This window comes from Tissierella simiarum (genome assembly GCF_018917865.1).
GTDB lineage: Bacteria > Bacillota > Clostridia > Tissierellales > Tissierellaceae > Tissierella_C > Tissierella_C simiarum.
On sequence record NZ_JAHLPM010000009.1, the window covers coordinates 128,545 to 147,774 of the forward strand.

General features: G+C 30.1%; 23 protein-coding genes and 1 riboswitch. Of the genes, 2 read left to right on the forward strand and 21 right to left on the reverse strand.

Annotated elements, in window-relative coordinates; translation table 11 throughout:
- Window positions 1–21: 21 nt before the first annotated feature.
- From radA to fusA, 11 genes are all read right to left on the reverse strand, one after another.
- On the reverse strand, window positions 22–1,404 hold the full coding sequence (gene radA, locus KQI42_RS11710; protein WP_216519968.1) for a DNA repair protein RadA: 1,383 nt from the start codon (window positions 1,402–1,404) through the stop codon (window positions 22–24).
- Window positions 1,405–1,465: 61 nt separating this feature from the next.
- Window positions 1,466–3,904 carry an ATP-dependent Clp protease ATP-binding subunit gene (locus tag KQI42_RS11715; protein WP_216519971.1) on the reverse strand — a complete coding sequence of 813 codons (2,439 nt, stop codon included), beginning with the start codon at window positions 3,902–3,904 and terminating at the stop codon, window positions 1,466–1,468.
- A 15-nt stretch (window positions 3,905–3,919) separates the two neighbouring features.
- Entirely contained in the window at window positions 3,920–4,936 is a 1,017-nt protein-coding gene (locus KQI42_RS11720) for a protein arginine kinase (protein WP_216519972.1), read from the reverse strand.
- A gap of 5 nt (window positions 4,937–4,941) precedes the next feature.
- Entirely contained in the window at window positions 4,942–5,454 is a 513-nt protein-coding gene (locus tag KQI42_RS11725; RefSeq protein ID WP_216519973.1) for a UvrB/UvrC motif-containing protein, read from the reverse strand.
- 12 nt (window positions 5,455–5,466) lie between these two features.
- Window positions 5,467–5,925, reverse strand: a complete 459-nt coding sequence (locus KQI42_RS11730) for a CtsR family transcriptional regulator (RefSeq protein WP_216519974.1) — start codon at window positions 5,923–5,925, stop codon at window positions 5,467–5,469.
- 94 nt (window positions 5,926–6,019) lie between these two features.
- Entirely contained in the window at window positions 6,020–6,253 is a 234-nt protein-coding gene (locus KQI42_RS11735) for a transglutaminase-like domain-containing protein (RefSeq protein WP_343231686.1), read from the reverse strand.
- 15 nt (window positions 6,254–6,268) lie between these two features.
- Entirely contained in the window at window positions 6,269–6,559 is a 291-nt protein-coding gene (locus KQI42_RS11740; RefSeq protein ID WP_216519976.1) for a transglutaminase-like domain-containing protein, read from the reverse strand.
- Between the two features lie 18 nt (window positions 6,560–6,577).
- Window positions 6,578–6,802 carry a hypothetical protein gene (locus tag KQI42_RS11745; protein ID WP_216519978.1) on the reverse strand — a complete coding sequence of 75 codons (225 nt, stop codon included), beginning with the start codon at window positions 6,800–6,802 and terminating at the stop codon, window positions 6,578–6,580.
- Between the two features lie 13 nt (window positions 6,803–6,815).
- A riboswitch (cyclic di-GMP riboswitch) is annotated at window positions 6,816–6,889 on the reverse strand.
- Between the two features lie 158 nt (window positions 6,890–7,047).
- Complete coding sequence (locus KQI42_RS11750) at window positions 7,048–7,344, reverse strand: hypothetical protein (RefSeq protein WP_216519980.1); 297 nt, start codon at window positions 7,342–7,344, stop codon at window positions 7,048–7,050.
- Between the two features lie 69 nt (window positions 7,345–7,413).
- Window positions 7,414–8,448, reverse strand: a complete 1,035-nt coding sequence (locus KQI42_RS11755) for a BTAD domain-containing putative transcriptional regulator (RefSeq protein ID WP_216519981.1) — start codon at window positions 8,446–8,448, stop codon at window positions 7,414–7,416.
- A gap of 71 nt (window positions 8,449–8,519) precedes the next feature.
- Window positions 8,520–10,583 carry an elongation factor G gene (gene fusA / locus KQI42_RS11760; RefSeq protein ID WP_216519982.1) on the reverse strand — a complete coding sequence of 688 codons (2,064 nt, stop codon included), beginning with the start codon at window positions 10,581–10,583 and terminating at the stop codon, window positions 8,520–8,522.
- A gap of 253 nt (window positions 10,584–10,836) precedes the next feature.
- Between fusA and hisC the strand changes: the two genes are divergently transcribed.
- Window positions 10,837–11,919: a histidinol-phosphate transaminase gene (gene hisC / locus KQI42_RS11765; protein WP_216519983.1), complete on the forward strand. Its 1,083-nt coding sequence runs from the start codon at window positions 10,837–10,839 to the stop codon at window positions 11,917–11,919.
- A 98-nt stretch (window positions 11,920–12,017) separates the two neighbouring features.
- Here hisC and KQI42_RS11770 read toward each other — a convergent pair whose 3' ends face one another.
- The 9 genes from KQI42_RS11770 to KQI42_RS21810 form a co-directional block, all read right to left on the reverse strand.
- Entirely contained in the window at window positions 12,018–12,767 is a 750-nt protein-coding gene (locus tag KQI42_RS11770) for a class I SAM-dependent DNA methyltransferase (protein WP_216519984.1), read from the reverse strand.
- Between the two features lie 38 nt (window positions 12,768–12,805).
- The gene (locus KQI42_RS11775; RefSeq protein ID WP_216519985.1) at window positions 12,806–13,705 is read right to left on the reverse strand and encodes an AraC family transcriptional regulator; all 900 of its coding nucleotides are present in this window, start codon (window positions 13,703–13,705) and stop codon (window positions 12,806–12,808) included.
- A 270-nt stretch (window positions 13,706–13,975) separates the two neighbouring features.
- Window positions 13,976–14,413, reverse strand: coding sequence for a hypothetical protein (locus KQI42_RS11780; RefSeq protein WP_216519987.1), 438 nt, complete (start codon window positions 14,411–14,413; stop codon window positions 13,976–13,978).
- A complete protein-coding gene (locus tag KQI42_RS11785; RefSeq protein WP_216519989.1) occupies window positions 14,364–14,609 on the reverse strand; it encodes a hypothetical protein in 246 nt (81 codons plus the stop codon). Before KQI42_RS11785 ends, KQI42_RS11780 begins: the two co-directional genes overlap by 50 nt.
- 31 nt (window positions 14,610–14,640) lie before the next feature.
- A complete protein-coding gene (locus tag KQI42_RS11790) occupies window positions 14,641–14,829 on the reverse strand; it encodes a hypothetical protein (RefSeq protein ID WP_216520104.1) in 189 nt (62 codons plus the stop codon).
- Window positions 14,756–15,010 (reverse strand): zinc ribbon domain-containing protein, encoded by a 255-nt coding sequence (locus KQI42_RS21805; protein ID WP_216519991.1) that lies wholly within the window; start codon window positions 15,008–15,010, stop codon window positions 14,756–14,758. Before KQI42_RS21805 ends, KQI42_RS11790 begins: the two co-directional genes overlap by 74 nt.
- 26 nt (window positions 15,011–15,036) lie before the next feature.
- Complete coding sequence (locus tag KQI42_RS11800) at window positions 15,037–15,375, reverse strand: transposase (RefSeq protein ID WP_216519993.1); 339 nt, start codon at window positions 15,373–15,375, stop codon at window positions 15,037–15,039.
- A 45-nt stretch (window positions 15,376–15,420) separates the two neighbouring features.
- Window positions 15,421–16,239, reverse strand: a complete 819-nt coding sequence (locus KQI42_RS11805; RefSeq protein ID WP_246566436.1) for a VanW family protein — start codon at window positions 16,237–16,239, stop codon at window positions 15,421–15,423.
- A 27-nt stretch (window positions 16,240–16,266) separates the two neighbouring features.
- Complete coding sequence (locus KQI42_RS21810; RefSeq protein WP_216520101.1) at window positions 16,267–16,473, reverse strand: GNAT family N-acetyltransferase; 207 nt, start codon at window positions 16,471–16,473, stop codon at window positions 16,267–16,269.
- Window positions 16,474–16,674: 201 nt separating this feature from the next.
- On the opposite strand from KQI42_RS21810, the gene KQI42_RS11815 reads away from it, so the two are divergent.
- Window positions 16,675–17,844, forward strand: coding sequence for an iron-containing alcohol dehydrogenase (locus KQI42_RS11815; RefSeq protein ID WP_216519994.1), 1,170 nt, complete (start codon window positions 16,675–16,677; stop codon window positions 17,842–17,844).
- 47 nt (window positions 17,845–17,891) lie between these two features.
- Here KQI42_RS11815 and KQI42_RS11820 read toward each other — a convergent pair whose 3' ends face one another.
- Window positions 17,892–19,220, reverse strand: a complete 1,329-nt coding sequence (locus KQI42_RS11820; RefSeq protein ID WP_216519996.1) for an amidohydrolase — start codon at window positions 19,218–19,220, stop codon at window positions 17,892–17,894.
- Window positions 19,221–19,230: the final 10 nt, after the last annotated feature.

The window sequence follows — 19,230 nt, forward strand, 5'->3', positions numbered from 1 at the left end:
ATCCATATTTTATGAAATGTTTTATACATTAAATAAATTATTAATTACATCTTTTAAGGTTTCCATTTCTACTATATTTAAATGGCTAGTTTTTATATTCTTTATACTGTTAGGAGCTACATAGACTTTTTTAAAGCCTAATCTATCTAATTCTCTGACTCTTGACTCAAGGGAAGGAACCTTTTTAAGCTCTCCTGTAAGCCCTACATCTGATATAAAAACGGTATCATTAGGAATACCTTGATTATAAACCGAGGATACAATACTCATTATAACGGAAAGGTTAGCTGCCTGCTCTTTAAGTTTAATACCACCAGTACTTTTAATTACCACATTTTTGTCATAAAGCTGTATTCCGCCCCTTTGCTCCAATATAGAAATTAATGTGTTCAATTGTTCTCTTCTTAGACATTCACCTATTCTAGACGGATATGGAGTGAAAGAATGAGAGACTAAACTCTCTATTTCTACAATTATAGGTCTTGTTCCTTCTCTAACTACAGTAATGGAACTACCAGCCATAGTATTGCCTTCTTCTCTTTTAGTCATAAAGTATTCTGATGGGTTGTCTATGGATATCATTCCTTCATCAGTAATATTAAAAAATCCTAATTCTCCTGTAGAACCATATCTATTCTTAGTAGTCAACAATGTTCTTAATTCTTCTCCACTTTCTCCTTCAATAATCAATACTGCATCTACTAAATGTTCTAGTGCTCTAACGCCTGCAATTTCATCTTCTTTTGTCATCTGTCCAACCATTATTATAACTCTAGGTCTAGTATTACTCTTAGCTATTTTTACTAACTCATTAGCACATTCCATAGTTTGAGTAGGAGACCCTGCCCTTGAACTTGGAAAGGCAGCTAATGTAAAAGTCTGAATACTATCTATTATTATTAAATCTGGATCTACTTCGTCAATATATTCTATTACGTTGTCCATACTGTTGTCAGATATTACCCAAACCTTATCGTCAATCTTTTTAATTATTCTATCAGCCCTATTCTTAATTTGACTTTCACTTTCTTCTCCAGATGCATATAAAACTTTATGTCCCTTTATCGCTAAGTCATTAGCAACTTGAAGCAATAATGTAGATTTCCCTGCCCCAGGTTTTGCTGATAGAATAGTAATTGAATCCTTAACAATCCCTCCACCCATAACTCTATTGAACTCATTTATACTAGTTATAATTCTATCGCTATTGCTAGACTCAACTTCCGATAACCTTTTAATAGATTTTGTTCGAATATTTCCCTTACTCTTTCCCGTCTTTCCTTTTTTGTCTTCTACTATAGCTTCTTCAAGACTACTCCAAGCATTGCATTCGGGACATCTGCCCATCCACTTTATGCTTTCATAGCCACATTCTTTGCATATAAAAACAGTTTTATTCTTCATAAAATCTCTCCTTTGTTATGAAAACATATATATCCATTATATCAAAATTTAAACCTGTAGCTTATGCTACAGGTTCCTTTTTAAATATTAATTTATCTTCTTCATGTTCCACGAGAATATGATCATTTTTTGAAACATTTCCCCTTAATATTTCTTCCGCCAACTGATCTTCTATCATTTTTCTAATGGTTCTTTCCAATGGTCTTGCACCATAAACAGGATCAAATCCTTTATTAGAAATATATTCCTTAGTATCCTCTGAAACTTTAATGTTGATATTTAAGGCTTGAAGACGCTTTTCTAAATCTTTTATCATTATTTCTACAATTTCTTTGACATGTTCTTCTTTTAAAGAATGGAATACTATAACTTCATCAATTCTATTTAAAAATTCTGGTCTAAAGGTTCTTTTTAACTCTTCAGAAATAGTTTCTTTCATTTTTTCATATTCTTCTTTAGTTTCTTCTCTTCCAGCAGAAAAACCTAATACATTTTGTTTCTTTATAGATGTGGCTCCTACATTAGAAGTCATAATAATTATTGTATTTTTAAAATCTACAGTTCTTCCCTTAGAATCCGTTAGTCTTCCATCATCTAAAATTTGAAGTAAAATATTAAATACATCAGGATGAGCTTTTTCTATTTCATCAAAAAGAATTACTGCATATGGCTTTCTCCTAACAGCTTCCGTTAATTGCCCACCTTCATCATATCCTACATATCCTGGAGGTGATCCTACCAATCTAGACACAGAATGTTTTTCCATATACTCAGACATATCTATTCTAATCATAGAATCTTCATCTCCAAAAATAGCTTCAGCCAAAGCTTTAGCTAAGTAAGTCTTTCCTACTCCTGTTGGTCCTACAAAGATAAAGGTACCCACAGGCTTCTTTGGATCTTTTAAGCCTACTCTAGCCCTTCTAACGGCACTAGATACTGCTTCTACAGCCTGCTCCTGTCCTATTACTCTTTTATGAAGAGTTTTTTCTAATTCTAAAAGTCTTTGACTTTCTTCAGTAGTCATTTTACTTACAGGAATACCAGTCCAAGTAGACACTACTTTAGCAATTTCATCATAATTTACAACCATGTTAGAAGTTTGCTTTTCTTGTTCCCATTTAATCTTATTACTTTTTAATTCTTCTTTAATTTTTTTCTCCATATCCCTTATCTTAGCAGCCTTCTCATAATCTTGAGTATTTATAGCTTCTTCTTTTTCTTGAGATAGTTCCTCTAACTTTTCTTCTAAATCTTTAAGTTCATCAGGGGCTACATAAGACTTTATTCTAATCATAGAAGCAGCTTCATCAATTAAGTCTATAGCTTTATCGGGTAAAAATCTATCAGTAATATATCTGTTAGATAATTCTGTTGCTGCTTTAATAGCTTCGTCTGTTATTTTCACTCTATGATGAGCTTCATATTTATCCCTTAATCCTTCTAATATTTTCACTGTATCTTCCACAGTAGGCTCTTCAACCATTATTGGCTGAAATCTTCTTTCTAATGCAGAATCTTTTTCTATATGCTTTCTATATTCATCGATAGTTGTAGCTCCAATTACTTGAAGTTCTCCTCTTGCTAATACAGGTTTTAAAATATTAGAAGCATCTATCGCACCTTCTGCAGCACCTGCTCCAACTATAGTATGAAGTTCATCAATAAATAAAATTATATCTCCTGCTTCCTTCAGTTCCTTCATTACAGATTTTAATCTTTCTTCAAATTCTCCTCTATATTTAGCTCCAGCAATCATACTAGGTAAATCTAAGGTAACTACTCTCCTATCTTTAATAATATCCGGTACTTCACCTTCAACAATTTTTTGAGCTAATCCTTCTGCTATAGCTGTTTTGCCTACACCTGGTTCTCCAATTAAAACAGGATTATTTTTGGTTCTTCTACTTAGAACTTGAATTACTCTTTCAATTTCTTTTGTTCTTCCAATTACAGGGTCTATTTTACCTTCAATAGCTAATTTATTTAAATCTCTACCATATTTATCTAGATTAGGAGTATTTTGATTACCACCTTCCATAGCTTGATTAGATTTTGGTGTAGTTTCAGTAATCATATTTATAATGCGATTTTCTAACTTATCTATGTCAACTCCTAATTCTTTTAACACTACAATTGCAACACCTTCTCCTTCAGCCAATAGTCCTAATAGAATATGTTCAGTACCAACATAGTTATGTCCTAAATTTCTTGCTTCAAGAAAACTAAGTTCAAATATTCTTTTTGTTCTAGGGGTAAATCCTAATATATCGGCTTCATATTCGCCTTGACCGATAGCCTTTGTTACCTGCAATCTAGCATTTTCTATATTTACTCCTAATTCTTTTAAAGCAATAGCTGCTGCACCTTCTCCTTCAGCCAGTAATCCTAAAAGTAGGTGTTCTGTACCTACGTAATTATGCTTCAATCTTTTAGCCTCTTCTTGTGCTAATAGAATGGCTTTTTGTGCTCTTTCAGTAAATCTACCAAACATTGCCATATTATCCCTCCAAAACTATAAAAAATTTCTTATGAGCTGTGCTCTATTTATATCTCTTTCTTCCTTTGTCATTTCTTTATTAAGATTAGCTTGAATGCTAGCAGGTTGTATCTCTACCATCAGTTTCAATATTTCCTTAGAAGCTACATCATTAATTATACCCATTTCACAGCCTAATTTTACATTAGATAGATGACCCATAGCTTCTTTTGAAGACATTAACCTACTATGCTTTAATAAGCCAAAGGATCTAAATATCTTATCTTCCATTTCAACTTTTTTCTTTTCCATTAAATTTTTTCTGATATTCCTCTCCCTGGCTACTACTTGAAATATAACATTGTTTAATTTTTTAATGATACTTTCTTCTTTTTCTCCTAAAGTCGTTTGATTTGATATTTGAAATAAATGTCCTAAGGTTTCAGATCCTTCTCCATAAATTCCTCTTACTGTCAATCCAATTTTACTTAAAGCTTCAACTATTGCATTTATATGACCTGTCATAACTAGACAAGGTAAATGAACCATTACAGAAGCTCTAAGTCCTGTACCTACATTAGTAGGGCATGAAGTCAAGTACCCTAACCTTTCATGAAAAGCATAATCAAGGTTTTCTTCTAATAAATCATCTATTTGAGTGCAAAGCTGCCATCCTTCTTCAAAATTTAATCCAGGCATTAACACTTGAATCCTAATATGATCTTCTTCATTAATCATTATAGTTACCTTTTCGTCATTTCTTAAAAGAAAGCTACTTTTATCTACTTTTTGAACAAGACTTGGACTTATTAAATGTTCTTCAATATACACAAACCTTTCTCTAGGAGTCAAATCATTAATCCTAATGAACCTATAATTATCATCACCAGAAATTTTCTTCATTCCATTAAGTATTTCATCTGTTAATTCTTTAGATTCTTCTAGATTAATATATTGAGGAAATTTATAATTTTCAATATTCCTTGCAACCCTTATTCTTGTACTTACCACAACATCTTCGTCTTTTCTTGGACCTTCTAACCATTTAATCATACACATCACTCCTTACAGTTATCCAGTTCTTCTTTCAAAGTTTTTATTTTATCTCTTAAAAAAGCTGCTTTTTCAAATTCCTCTTTAGCTACTACTTTTTCCAATTCTTCTTTTAGACTTTCAACTTCTCTTTTTAATGATATGATGTTCTTTGACCTTCTTGGGATTTTCCCAACATGCTCATTATGACCATGTATTCCCTTTAAAAGAAGTTCTAAGTTATTTTTAAAGGTTTCATAGCATTTGCTACAACCAAATTTTCCTGTTTGTTTAAATTTAGAATAGGTCAATCCACAGTTTTTGCATTGTATATTCTGATCCTCTTTCATCATTTGACCTTCTTGAATAGTATCTATTAGGCTTGTTAACAGTTTATGAAAAGAGAAGGGCGTATCAAATTCTATTTCATTACCATTCATAGCACATTCATCACAGATATGATATTCTTCTACACTACCATTAATAATCTTAGTATAATGGACTGTTGCATTATTTTTTCCACAAGATTCACACAACATAATAAACACCTCCTATTTTACGAGTATGAGAAGCATATTTTTTAATATGTCAGCTCTTAATTGATTCCTGTCTGTAGTGTTAGCAGATAAAGATCTATCTCCTAAGGCAGATTTCATTAATTCTCCTTCTCTTTTAGTGATTATATTTTCTTCTATTAGCCCTTCTATAATATGGTATGCTTTATTTTTAGTAATGGAATTACCAATAGTATTTACTATAATATGGTTAATATCCTCATATTCATCAATGCTTACCTTTACTATCTTTATATACCCTCCTCCACCTCTCCTACTCTCAATATAATATCCTTTATAAGGAGTAAAGCGAGTAGTTAAAACATAATTTATTTGAGAAGGGGCACACTCAAAATATTCTGCTAGTTCATTTCTTTGAATCTCCACTATTCCATTTTCTGTTTCTTCTAACATTTCCTTAATGAACTGCTCTATTATATTACTAAGACCAGTCATAAAATCACTCCTTTGACTTTGACTTTCTTTGTCTTTTCCTGTAGTAAATTATTATTTACTCTAAATATTACCCCTATAGATAAATAATAATTTATCAATATTCTCTTATTTTATTATATTCAACACTATTCTTTAACATGTTATTATCTTTATTTTTTCCTAAAGCTGCATCATAAGTAGTATCTACAATGACCCAATTATTATCTAACAAAACCTCATTCCAAGCATGATAAGCTTTTAAATCATTCTTATAACCTTTCACCAATTTAGTAGGTATTCCTTGGCTTCTTAACATTCCAGCAGTTAATGCTGCATAGTCATAACAAATACCACTATTATTTTTTTAAACATTATCAATATCTGGTACATAATCGGAATTCAACAAATCCATTTTTTCATAATCATATTCTATATTATTAACTATATAATCATAAATAGCCTGTACTTTATCTATATTTTTATCCTCGCCTTTTATTAAAGTTTCGGCTAAACTAATGGCTTCACCTTTATTTCTCCAATAAACTGGTTGAGTTGATTTTAAATATAAACTGTCATCACTTTCTTTAGTTATATTTACTTCTTCTTTTTTTAATACTTTGAATTTATTTCCACTAGTATTCTCCAAAATTTTCACAGTATACTTTCCCATTCCTCATTGTAAAGGTATGATTTCTAAAGAATCTTTCAAACTATAATAATACTTTTCATTATCTTTTTCTACCATTATTCTAATACCATTACTTTTTTCAAAGCTTTCTACTTTTAATACATCATTATCCAAAGTACTAATAATATAAGCAGATTCACCATAAACTTGTCCAACAAATACTGTCATAAAGATTAGCAAAAAACATAGTAATAGATAACTTTTACTCAAAGTAAACTCCCCTTTCGGTAGCTGGCTGCCATTTCAGGCCCTATAGCTTTGCGTCCTTAGATTTCTCTAAGTTTGCCTTTATCGCTTAACAGTTTACAAATTTATTTATATCTTATTACTATAATAATACCACTTTATTTTAAAAATAAAAATAATTTTTTTAATATTTTCTACTATTATAATTAAAAAACATTTATCTCCATTACTATAATCATATAAAATAAGCTGAGAGCATATTCTCTCAGCTATTCTTTCCTTTTAAATCCAAGTTCTATTCCCATTAACAAGAATAATAATCCTGTACCGTAGTATATGACTGGAGATAATTCTCCTGTTTTTGGCATCTTAGGAACATCTTTTGGAAGTTCTTCTTCAATGGTTTCATCCTCCGAATCTTCAATAGACATATCTTCAACAGGAGTTTCAATAATGGCTTCCGGTATTTCTTCGTTTATAACCTCTTCTTCTGGTTCTGACTCTGTTACAGTAACTACTGGTGTTCTTGGTTTCTTAGGATCATCTTGTTTAAACTTATTCTGCAATCTATTTACAACTATATTTAAATTTTTTTGTTCTATATTATATAATAAGGATACAATTTGATTATCATTCTATTTAGACAAAACATCTCCTCTTCTTAAATTTACATTGATAATTTCCATTAACGTATTCATACTATCTCTTAAATCCTCTTCTCCTATGGTTAAATGTTCTTCATTTTCTATAGTCATAACTCCCAAGAATTTATTAAGTTCTACATTCCTTAGTCCATTTCTTTTCTCTAGATTATATAAGAACTTAAAATAATAAGGCTCACAAATTAATGGTCCATTAGCTTCATCAAATTGTTCCAGCTCCTCATCTACCTTGTACAAATTAATTGTATTCCTTAAGACCTTATCTTGTGATTGAAGTTTTTTATAAAGTATTCTCATTCTAGGGGAAGGTTTAACCCCTAAATGATTATATAATCTAGAAGTAATATATTCATAATGGCTTATAGCATATCTAGTTTCTCCGATTTCCATCAATGCTTCAATAAAATAAATATGTAAATTTTCATCATAAAGTTTAAGATGTATTGCTTCTTCACACGTTTTTACAATATCTAAGTTCTTTCCTTTCTGTTTTAAAATCTCTATATAATTAAATAATCCCTCTAAATACAGCCTATGATATCTATTTCTAATGGGTACAAGCCATTCTTCATAATCCATCTCCCCTAGATAAGTCCCTTTATAAAGTTCTAAACCTTTATTTAATAATAAGAGAGCTTCATCAGGTTTCTCTTCTTTTATTGTATTCCCTTGGACTATATATTTCTCAAACAATTCTACATCTAGTATGCAATTATTTTTTGTTTCAAAAACATAATACCCATTTATGTATTGTATATCATAACAAGGTTCTAAATCTATCATCTTTCTTGTACGACTAATTTGTGTCCTTAAAACATTTTTATGATCTTGAAAATTATTATCTGCCCATAAATCTTCTATAATATTTTTAGGTAAAATCTTTTTTCCTTTAAATGTAAAAAAATATTTAAATAGCTTCATTGTTCTATAAGGATAGTTTTTAGATTCTAAAATAGAATTATCATTTATTCTGATATCAAAATCTCCAAGGGTATATATATAAATCACAATACCAATAACTTTCTAAAAACTTACTAAATAAAGGCTCAATCTTAATAAGATTGAGCCAAATAGTTGTATTATTCTTTTTCAGCCTTTGCTTCTGCAATGATTTTTTCTGCAATATTTCCTGGTACCTCTTCATATCTATTGAATTCCATAGTAAAACTTCCTCTTGCTTGAGTCATACTTCTTAAGTCAATAGCATACTCAAACATTTCAGCTTGCGGAGCTTCTGCTATAACTAATTGTGACCCATCTTCTTGAGGTTCCATTCCTAAAATTCTACCTCTACGTTTATTCATATCTCCCATTACATCTCCCATGTAATCTTCTGGGATTAAAATTTCTACTTTTACAATAGGCTCTAGTAATACTGGTTTAGCTGCTTCCATACCTTTTTTAAAGGCTAAGGATGCTGCTATTTTAAATGCCATTTCATTAGAGTCTACTGGATGGTAAGATCCATCAAATAAAACTGCTTTTAAGTTTACTACAGGATATCCTGCCAATACTCCATGTTCAATAGAATCTCTCAATCCCTTTTCAACTGCTGGAAAAAAGTTTCTTGGAACTGCACCACCAAATACTTCTTCTGCAAACACAAAATTTTCTTCACATGGTTCAAATCTTATATGAACATCCCCATATTGACCTGCGCCACCACTTTGTTTCTTATGTTTACCTTGAACACTCGCCGTTCCCTTAATAGTTTCCCTATAAGCTATTTTTGGATTAGTTAATTTTACATCTACTCCAAAAGTATTCTTTAATTTATCTATAATAACTGCTAATTGCATATTTCCTTGACCACCAATTAGTAGTTGTTTAGTTTCAGTATTTCTTTGAACAACAAAAGTTGGATCTTCATCGGTTAACCGCTGTAAAGATGTGCCTATTTTCTCTTCATCTCCCTTAGCCTTTGGTTCTACAGCTAAAAATAAAGTTGGCTGTGGATAGCTTATTCTTTCATATTGAGTTGGGTTAGCTTTATCACTTAAACTATCTCCTGTTTGAGTAACTTGAAGCTTTGAAGTAGCTCCAATATCTCCAGCAACTATTTCCGAGACATCAATTTGATTTTTTCCTCTTAATACAAATAGCCCACCTAGTTTTTCAGTTCTATCTTTATCTGGATTGTATAATTCTTGATCCTTTGTCATCTTCCCAGATAAAACTTTAAATAAAGATAATTTACCAACAAATGGATCTACAATAGTCTTAAATACTATTGCTGAGAAAGGTTCTTTTACATCCACCTTTCTTTCAACTTCTTTATCATCTTTTTGTCCTTTATAACTTCCAATATCCTTTGGTGAAGGTATGTATCTATTGATTACTTCTAATAAAAAATCCATTCCCATGGCTTTTTCCGCTGATCCTACTATTACAGGGACTAAGTCTCCATTAGCCACAGATAACTTTAGACCTCTAGCAATTTCTTCAGGAGTAAATTCTTCTCCCTCAAAATATTTTTCCATTAATTCTTCATCGGATTCCGCAACTTTTTCAACTAGACCTTCTTTTATAGATTCTATCTCATCTTTTAAATCTGCTGGTACATCTACCTTCTTCCCATCTTTTCCATTGTATTCATAAGCCACTTCATCCATTACACTTACTAATCCTTTAAAACCTTCTGCTTCTCCTATTGGCAGAACGAAAGGTACTATTTTATCCCCAAATTCCTCTTTTAATTGATTTAAAACTTTTTCAAAGTTAACGTTTTCTTTTTCCATCTTATTTAAAAATATAATTCTTGGAATTTTATGTTGTTCTGCATATTTCCAAGCTTTTTCTGTTCCTACTTCTACTCCTGCTGAAGCATCTACAAGTAAAATAGCTCCTTCACTAGCTTTTAAAGCTCCGTACATCTCTCCAGCAAAATCAAAGTATCCAGGAGTATCTAATAAATTATATTTAGTATCACCCCATTCTACTGGGATAACAGCTGTTCCTATTGAAACTTTTCGTGCAATTTCTTCCTTGTCAAAGTCGGATACAGTATTCCCATCGTCTACTCTACCCTGTCTTTTTGTTACGCCTGTTGCAAATAGTATGGCCTCAGTTAAAGTTGTTTTTCCACTACCACCATGGCCTATCAAAGCTACGTTTCTGATTTGATCAGTCTGATATGCTTTCATTATACCTTTTCCCCCTTAACCAGCGTATTTATTATTATTAATATACTACAAAGATTTTAAAAATTTTTCTAAAACCTTTTTTGTCATAAAAATAATATTTCCTTTATTTACACCTTTACACATAGGAAATCATCTGTTGCACCACTTAAATTATATCATGAAACTTATTTTTATCCTAGTCTTTTTTTATTGCTCTAATGTGCATACACTGATATACTGATAATGAGGAATTTAATGAAAGGGGCTGGTTATATTGTTAATTAATCACAGAGAAGAAATTAAAAGTTTACAACCTTATAAGCCAGGAAAACCAATAGAAGATGTAAAGAGAGAATATGGGCTTGATAATGTAATAAAGCTTGCTTCTAATGAAAATCCTCTAGGTTGTTCAGAAAAAGTTAAAGAAAAGATTAAAGAGGGATTAAATAATCTTGCTATTTATCCAGATGGAAATGCTACAAAATTGAAAGAAGCATTATCAAAATCCTTAAATGTTTCTGTAGAAGAAATACTGCCAAGTAGTGGCTCAGATGAAATGATAGACTTAATAGTAAAAGCCTATGTAAATAAAGGTGATGAAATTATTATGGCTGATATTACTTTCCCAAGATACATACAAACAGCCGAAATGATGGGTGGAATTCCTGTTATAGTACCTTTAAAAGATTACACTTTTGATTTAAATGGTATGTTAGAAAAAATTACTGATAAAACTAAAATTATATGGATTTGTAATCCTAATAATCCAACAGGAACTATGGTTAAAGAAGAAGAATTAGTTAAGTTTTTTGATAAAGTTCCGGAAAACGTTTTAATTATTTATGATGAAGCTTATAGAGAATATGCTACAAAAGATGATTATCCAAAGGATAGTATTAAATTTATTAAAAACTATCCTAATATACTGGTTATGAGAACTTTCTCTAAGGCTTATGGATTAGCAGGAATAAGGGTAGCCTATAGTGTAGGTAATAAAGAAATCATAGAAAATATTAATAAAGTTAGAGGACCTTTTAATGTTAATTCTTTAGCCTTGGAAGCTGCTATAACAGCTTTAGAAGACCAAGATTTCATCAAAAAAAGTTATGATTTAAACTTGGAAGGTAAAAATTATCTTTACGAAGAATTTGATAAAATGGGCTTTTTCTATCCTCCTTCAGAAACTAATCATATCTTTGTAAATGTCGAAAGAAATGGACAAGAAGTTTTTGTTGAACTTCAAAAAAGAGGCGTTATTATAAGACCTATGGGTGGAACTTTCATTAGAGTATCTATAGGTACTATGGAAGAAAATAAAATATTTATTGAAAAATTGAAAGAGGTTTTAGGCAAGTAATTGATATAAAGGACAAAGAAAATTAATTTTCTTTGTCCTTTTATTTTGTTTATAAATACCATTTTTATCCATGCAATTCATTGCATAATTTGAATTATTTATAAACTACATTTATATATTATATATTCACTATTTATATCTATATCTTCATTTTTATTATAAGAAGTATATACTTTTATATCCTTAAATCCTACTTCTTTTAAATAGTTCTCCATTTCTCCAAAGGAATACAATCTTACTTGAAAATCCATCTCTTCTTTATCTAATAATTCTTTGTCGTTATATAGTTCATACATTAAAGGCATATATAATATTTTATTTTTCTCATCATAATAACTTTTATTTTTTTGAACAAGTAAATATCCATCTTTAGTAATAACTCTTTTACTTTCCTTATAGAAGTCATTATCTTCTCCCTTACAATTTATACTTTCTACTTGAAAAACAAATCTTCCTCCTGTTAATAAAGACTCTTTTATTTTTTCTAATGAGGAAAATATTAGTTCATCTTTAGTGAAGAGAGAAAAAGAGCCTGCTGGAATTATAATAAGATTATATTTTTCAGTAGGATTAAAGTCTTCCATGGATAAATTATATGCCTTCACTTTTATCCCCTTATTTTCAGCTTTATTATATAAAGCCTTTAACATATCATAAGACAAGTCAAAACCTGTTATATCAAATCCCCTCTCAGCAAAAGGAACAAGAAATCTTCCTGAACCACATAAGGGTTCAAGTATTTTCATATTATCTTCTGCATAAGAAAGAAAAAAATCTAATTCATCTTTTGGTGCATTAGGTTTATCTAAATCATACATTAATGTACATAAATCCCCATAATATTTCATATAGTATCACTCCTAAATCATGTATCTATTTATAATATTCATAGTCTATTTTTTATAATAGGAACATATATATCCATCACAACTTTATCATACTCCCAAGGGTGACATCTTTCATCATAAAACTCAAAATCTAGATTTGTATCATCAATTTTATAATCTGAGTTAGGAAACCACTCTTCAAGAATATATTTCCATGTACCTTGTATAGAGCTTACAAAATCATTGTCTTCAACTGGTGGAGTAGTAAAAACTGCATAAGTTGCAGCAGGAACTTCTAATCTATACATGTCTTCTGGTATATTATTAAAGTTTAGTACCTCTACACCAAAAACATAAAAATATTCATCCGTTTCCATATCAACATTTACACAAATACCATATTCACCGTGTTTAGGTGGATTAAGAAGTTTATACAATTTAGCTTCGCATCCTTCTATCCCACATTCATTCCAAAAAACTGGTATATCTCGTGTATGCTTTGAGTTTTTCATAGTTGTTTTAAATCCATATCCCGCAATTTTAAATGAATCCTTTTCAATAATTTTAGGCTGCATAACAATTCCTCCTGTTTTTATTTCTCTTAATTTAAATAAGTCTATTTTTGGAGGAATACCCGTTGGTGCATGCAATCGATAAATACTTGGAGGATAATTAAATGTTTTTTTAAATGCCTTCGTAAATCCTGCATGTGTTTCAAATCCATAGTCCATTGCAATATCTATAATTTTTTGTCCTTTTGAAATATCATATAATGCATATTGAAGTTTACGTTTTACAACATATTCCATTACGGGCATGCCTATATAAATATTAAATATCTTATAAAAATGGTATTTTGAAAAACCTGATATATTGGCAAGGATTTCTGGATTAATATCTTCTTTAATATTTTCATCGATATAATCTATACTTTTTTGAATCAAAAACAAATAATCCATAGGCTTCCTCCCTATACACTGTACAATAATTAAATATTAACACATAGCAATATTTTTTCTTATCCAAACTTGTTATGATTATAATAGGCAAAATTTAAAAAAGAATATATGCTTAAGCCCATTGATTCTTATTAACGACTCATTTAATCCTAAAAATTATTATCAATATATATGTTATTTGAGATAATTGTTAACAAATCCCCTTGTTCTTAAAGCATGTCCTAATATTGCCACAAATAATATCATTATATTCTAAAGTATTAAGATAATTTATAAATTCATTTTCAGCATTTTTAATGATATATTAAAAGATTTTAGGAAATTCTGCTGGACGTCGTCAGTAGTATTTAAGTAAAATTTTTTATATTTCTCAATACCATAGAAACTGAAAAGATATTCTGTAAACGCACCTGCTATAGGATACGTAATGAAATCATTATATTTATAAAATTCATCATTATCCATTAAATCACAAATACTTAGATATCTGTTACATTCTATTAATTCTTGAACCCACGCTTGATTTGGGAGTCCCCACCATACTTTATCAAAAAACATAGCTAAGCCTTCTCTTATAAAAGTTTCCTTAGGTCTTGCAAGAGCATTATATGATATTAAATGAACGTCTTCATGATATCCAATACATTTAATATTTTCATTATATATCAGGCATCCGTGCAAACCCATTTGCTGGCTCATTATCACCATATATTTCACCCACTTCTCCGGGTGTGCTGCAAAGAAAATAATTAATTTTTATGTTCGTTTTAACCCTAAGAATATTACAAATATATTTATAACAGCTTTCTTGTAATTCTATTATCTTGTCTATATCCTTATTAGCTAATGAACTCTTTTTATAGTGAAAAATATAATGTGATGATTCCTTATTAATCCACTCCATAGTCTACCTCCTAAAATATATTTAACTCTCACTATTTATTCTGACTAGCAACACTATGTATTTCCTCTAAATATATATCTTTATCTTGAGCTATGTCTGTAATAGAAGTTACGTCTTTCACCATTAGGTATTCTTTAATTCCTTTTTTATAAAAATCTGCTATGGACCCAACTTCTACATATCCAATTTCTCGATACAGTTTCTTGATTTTTATAACCACAATTATTGCAATGTTGACTTGATGGATAGAATGTACCTATTTTATGATAGGTTTTATTATACCAATCGGATTTGTATTCTAATTGTCTTGTAAACTCAGACCAAGATACATCTGATATTTCTTTTGATAGATTTTTATTTTTTATCATACCAGATACATTTAAACTTTTCGTTATTATCACTTGGTTTTCGTTGATAATATTGAAAGTTAGTTTATGTAAATAGTCTTTTCTTTATTTGTTATTCTTTCATGTACTTTTGCTACTTTTATTCTTCGCTTATGAAAGTTTTTACTTCCTTTTTCTTTTTTGCTTAGTTTTCTCTGTTCTTTTACTAGTTTCTGTTCATATTTATATAGAGTTTTAAGATTTGGTATCTTATTTCCATTGCTGTCTATTAACATGTCTGTTATACCTAAGTCTAATCCTATTGATTTATTATTCTTAGGTAATTCTTTTTGTTTATATTCAATATTTAAGCTGACAAAATATTTTTCACTTGGAACTTGAGTAATTGTTGCTGATAATATTCTACCTAATTTAATCATTATCTATAATTACAATATAGGATAGATGTTCATTCTTAATTAATTTCATTCAATATCTAGCCATTTTCCTTCTTTCAAGAATGGTTGGTACATCATAATCCCATGATTTTCTGTAATATATTGATCATCTATTAACTCTTTATTTTTATTAAAGACTTTTCTAAAGATTAAATTATGCCTAATATATCCTCCCCAATATTCATGGGTGATTTTATGCTCTCTTTCATAAACTTCATAACTATATAAAGGCTCACTGACTGTATTCCACTCACCGATTAAATAGTCATCGCTTAAATATACTTTCAATTGGTAAGGTTGTTTTGTTGGGTTATATATTCTTAAATCTAAATAATTATAAGCACAAGTAGCACCACTACCAAAAGGCTGAGTCCTATTTAAATCAGGAAATACGTCATAGCTATGTCTATGTCTCTCGGAGATTATTAAAGGGGTATGGAGTGTCATCCAATATATTAAATTAGATAACTGGCATAGTCCGCCTCCTACTCCAGCTTTGTAGTTGCCATAATATAAAACCATTCCTTTTTTATAACCTTTCTTTTTAGTTGGTTTGCCAATTGAACGCCAAAATGAAAATGTTTCCCCCGGATATATTACTAAGCCATCAATTTTTTTAGTTGCAATTTTAAGATTTATAATCTTATTATATTGCAACCACATATCTACATCTTTCAGTTCCCTAATTAAAGGAGTTCGATGAGTGTAAATTTTATAGACAAAAGGATTACCTTCTATTTTATTCGCAAACTTAAGATCTCCAAAATACCATTCAAAGTATCTTTTATATGTATAAAATACTTTTCCTAAAATTACTCTTATTTTAGATCTTTTAACTGGCTCCATCAAACTCCCCTCTCCTCCATTTATATCCTATAATTCCTTCTTTGGATAAAAGTCTGGTTCTTGAAAACTAAAGGTGTTTAAAAATGCTACTTTACAGCCATTATATCTTCCTACTTTTTCTATATATCTTAAAAGACTTGATCCATATCCTTTACCCCTATAAAGATCATCTATCCATAAAAAGTCTATAGTTAAACATTCATTATCCTTACTTCCAACGGTACCACCAATAATTACTCCTCAATCTAAATTTTATATATGCTTAAGCATATAAGTTCTATAACTTGAACCTTTATCCTCCTTAAATATATAAATTTATTTAATACTTTTAAATGTTAATATTTGTAATTATTATTAAAGATCCTGAATAATGATAATTGAATGTGGTAAATATATAATGTTATAATCATAAAAAATTTAAGGAGGGATTAAATCATGGGAAGGTTTACATTGCCTAGAGATTTATATTTTGGTAAAGGAGCTATAGATGAACTGAAAAATCTCAAAGGATATAAGAAAGCCATTATAGTTACTGGTGGTTCTTCCATGAAAAAATACGGGTTCCTAGACAGAGTAGAAAAAATCTTAAAAGATATAAACTTAGATGTAGAAATTTTTGATGGTGTAGAACCTGATCCTTCAGTAGACACAGTGATGAAGGGTGCAGAGATGTTTAGGAAATTTGAACCTGATGTAATAATTTCAATAGGTGGAGGTTCAGCTATCGATGCTGCTAAAGCTATGTGGGTGTTCTATGAGCATCCTGAAAAGACTTTTGATGACATAAAAGATCCTTTTACTATTCCAAAACTAAGAAATAAAGCAATTTTCGTAGCCATTCCTTCAACTAGTGGAACAGCTACTGAAGTTACAGCCTTCTCAGTTATTACAGATTATACTCAGAAAATAAAGTATCCTCTTGCAGATTATGAAATAACTCCAGATATTGCTATTTTAGACAGTGACATTCCACAAACCATGACCCCCAGACTAATAGCACACACTGGAATGGATGCTTTAACCCATGCCATAGAAGCCTATGTTGCATCTAACAAATCATACTTTACTGATCCGTTGGCAAAACAAGCTATTGAGTTGATATACGATAATATTATAGATTCCTATAATGGAAATGTGGAAGCAAGGGGAGATATGCATATTGCTCAATGTCTAGCAGGAATGGCTTTTAGCAACGCTCTACTAGGCATTACTCATAGTTTAGCTCACAAAATAGGTGCCCAATATAATATTCCTCATGGATGTTGTAATGCAATATTGTTACCTTATGTAATAGAGTTTAATTCTAAAGTCTCACTAAGTCGCTATGCAGGTTTAGCGTGTATGCTAGGTTTACCAGGAAAAACTGAAAAGCAATTGACTCACTCGTTGATAGAATCTATTGTCGATTTAAATATAAAATTGAATATACCTCTTACATTGAAAGATGCTGGTGTAGAAAAAGATACATTCAAATCTACTTTAGATTACATAGCTGAAAATGCAGTATTAGATCCATGTACAGCTTCTAATCCTAGAGAAACCTTAAAAGATGATATGAAAAAAATATTAGAATGTGCATATAACGGAAAGCAAGTTGTAATTTAGGTAAAAGGGGCTATATCAAAATAAAATTTTGATATAGCCCCTTTTGATTATTCTTCACATAAATCCATTTTATAAACGTTAAACATAGAATACATAAACTGTAGATATTCTTCTTTTGTCATCTTTGGAGGATACTTTTCTTTTATTTCTTTAATCTTTTCTCCTTGATTTACAAGTAAATCTACGACTGTTAATGCCATTGCCTTCGCTGGTATTATATAGGCTAGTTCTTCATCTATAATTTCATAATCCTTGCTATGAAGACTTCCTTTTATTCCTCCTATCATTGGATGAAGTGTTGGCATTATATGTGATAAATCTCCAAAATCAAAGGAACCAGTAAAATCTCCTCCAGAAATTATCTTACCTTCTAAGCCTAATAGTTCTAAATTTTGCCTAAACAAATCATCTAAATTTTTAAAACTTAATATTGGAAAATAACCTGGTATATCTTCAATTTCTAATCCTGCTCCAACTGCTTCAGCTCCTGCTTTTATAGCTCTATTTACCTTCTTATTAGAACTAATCATACTTTCTAAAGTTCTAGCTCTTACATAACTCTCCATAACTACCTCTGAAGGTATTACATTAACTATATCTCCACCTTTTGTTATGATTGAATGAACCCTTACTCTATCCTTATCCTTAAAAGTTTCACGTTGGACATTTATATTATTCATAGCTAACATAGCTGCATTCAAAGCATTGATTCCTTCATCAGGAGCAGAGCCAGCGTGAGAAGCTTTCCCAATAAATTTAATCTTTTTCCCTATAAATCCATTACTTACCGGTCCAACTAAAGCCTTATTCTCACTTAAGTCTAGAACATGAAACATCATAGATATATCTACATCATCAAAGTATCCTCTTCTAATAAGTTCTTGCTTTCCTCCAAAGAATTCTATTATCTTCTTCTCTCTTAAAGAACTCCTATAGCCAATTTCTATAAATTCTTCTGCCGGAACTGCTAATATATCTATATTACCCCCAATTTGTGCCAGAGCATTTGACTTGATCAATCCTATAACAGCTCCTAAAAGTCCTGCTATCTGAACATTATGACCACATCCATGAATAGCACCATTTTCTAAGGAATCTTTATGCTCCTTACAATATATAGCATCCATTTCTCCTAGCAATGCTATTCTAGGTGAACTTTCATCATAAGTTATTCTTGCTCTGCAACCTGTAACTGCAATATTTTTTTCTACTTCTAAATCTAATTCTTTTAGAAATTTAAATACTTTTTCTGTTGTCTCATATTCCTTATATCCGATTTCTGGATTATCATATATATCTCTTCCTATGGCTATTATTTTTTCTTTATTTTCATCAATAACATTTATTATATTTTCTTTAATTTTTTCTACATTCACTTTTAACACT

Coding starts and splice junctions, on each gene's coding strand:
- radA (WP_216519968.1), bottom strand. CDS start 1,404: ATGAAGAATAAAACTGTTTTTATATGCAAAGAATGTGGCTATGAAAGC.
- KQI42_RS11715 (WP_216519971.1), bottom strand. CDS start 3,904: ATGGCAATGTTTGGTAGATTTACTGAAAGAGCACAAAAAGCCATTCTA.
- KQI42_RS11720 (WP_216519972.1), bottom strand. CDS start 4,936: ATGATTAAATGGTTAGAAGGTCCAAGAAAAGACGAAGATGTTGTGGTA.
- KQI42_RS11725 (WP_216519973.1), bottom strand. CDS start 5,454: ATGTTGTGTGAATCTTGTGGAAAAAATAATGCAACAGTCCATTATACT.
- KQI42_RS11730 (WP_216519974.1), bottom strand. CDS start 5,925: ATGACTGGTCTTAGTAATATAATAGAGCAGTTCATTAAGGAAATGTTA.
- fusA (WP_216519982.1), bottom strand. CDS start 10,583: ATGAAAGCATATCAGACTGATCAAATCAGAAACGTAGCTTTGATAGGC.
- KQI42_RS11770 (WP_216519984.1), bottom strand. CDS start 12,767: ATGAAATATTATGGGGATTTATGTACATTAATGTATGATTTAGATAAA.
- KQI42_RS11775 (WP_216519985.1), bottom strand. CDS start 13,705: ATGGATTATTTGTTTTTGATTCAAAAAAGTATAGATTATATCGATGAA.
- KQI42_RS11780 (WP_216519987.1), bottom strand. CDS start 14,413: ATGGTGATAATGAGCCAGCAAATGGGTTTGCACGGATGCCTGATATAT.
- KQI42_RS11785 (WP_216519989.1), bottom strand. CDS start 14,609: ATGGAGTGGATTAATAAGGAATCATCACATTATATTTTTCACTATAAA.
- KQI42_RS11800 (WP_216519993.1), bottom strand. CDS start 15,375: ATGATTAAATTAGGTAGAATATTATCAGCAACAATTACTCAAGTTCCA.
- KQI42_RS11805 (WP_246566436.1), bottom strand. CDS start 16,239: ATGGAGCCAGTTAAAAGATCTAAAATAAGAGTAATTTTAGGAAAAGTA.
- KQI42_RS11815 (WP_216519994.1), top strand. CDS start 16,675: ATGGGAAGGTTTACATTGCCTAGAGATTTATATTTTGGTAAAGGAGCT.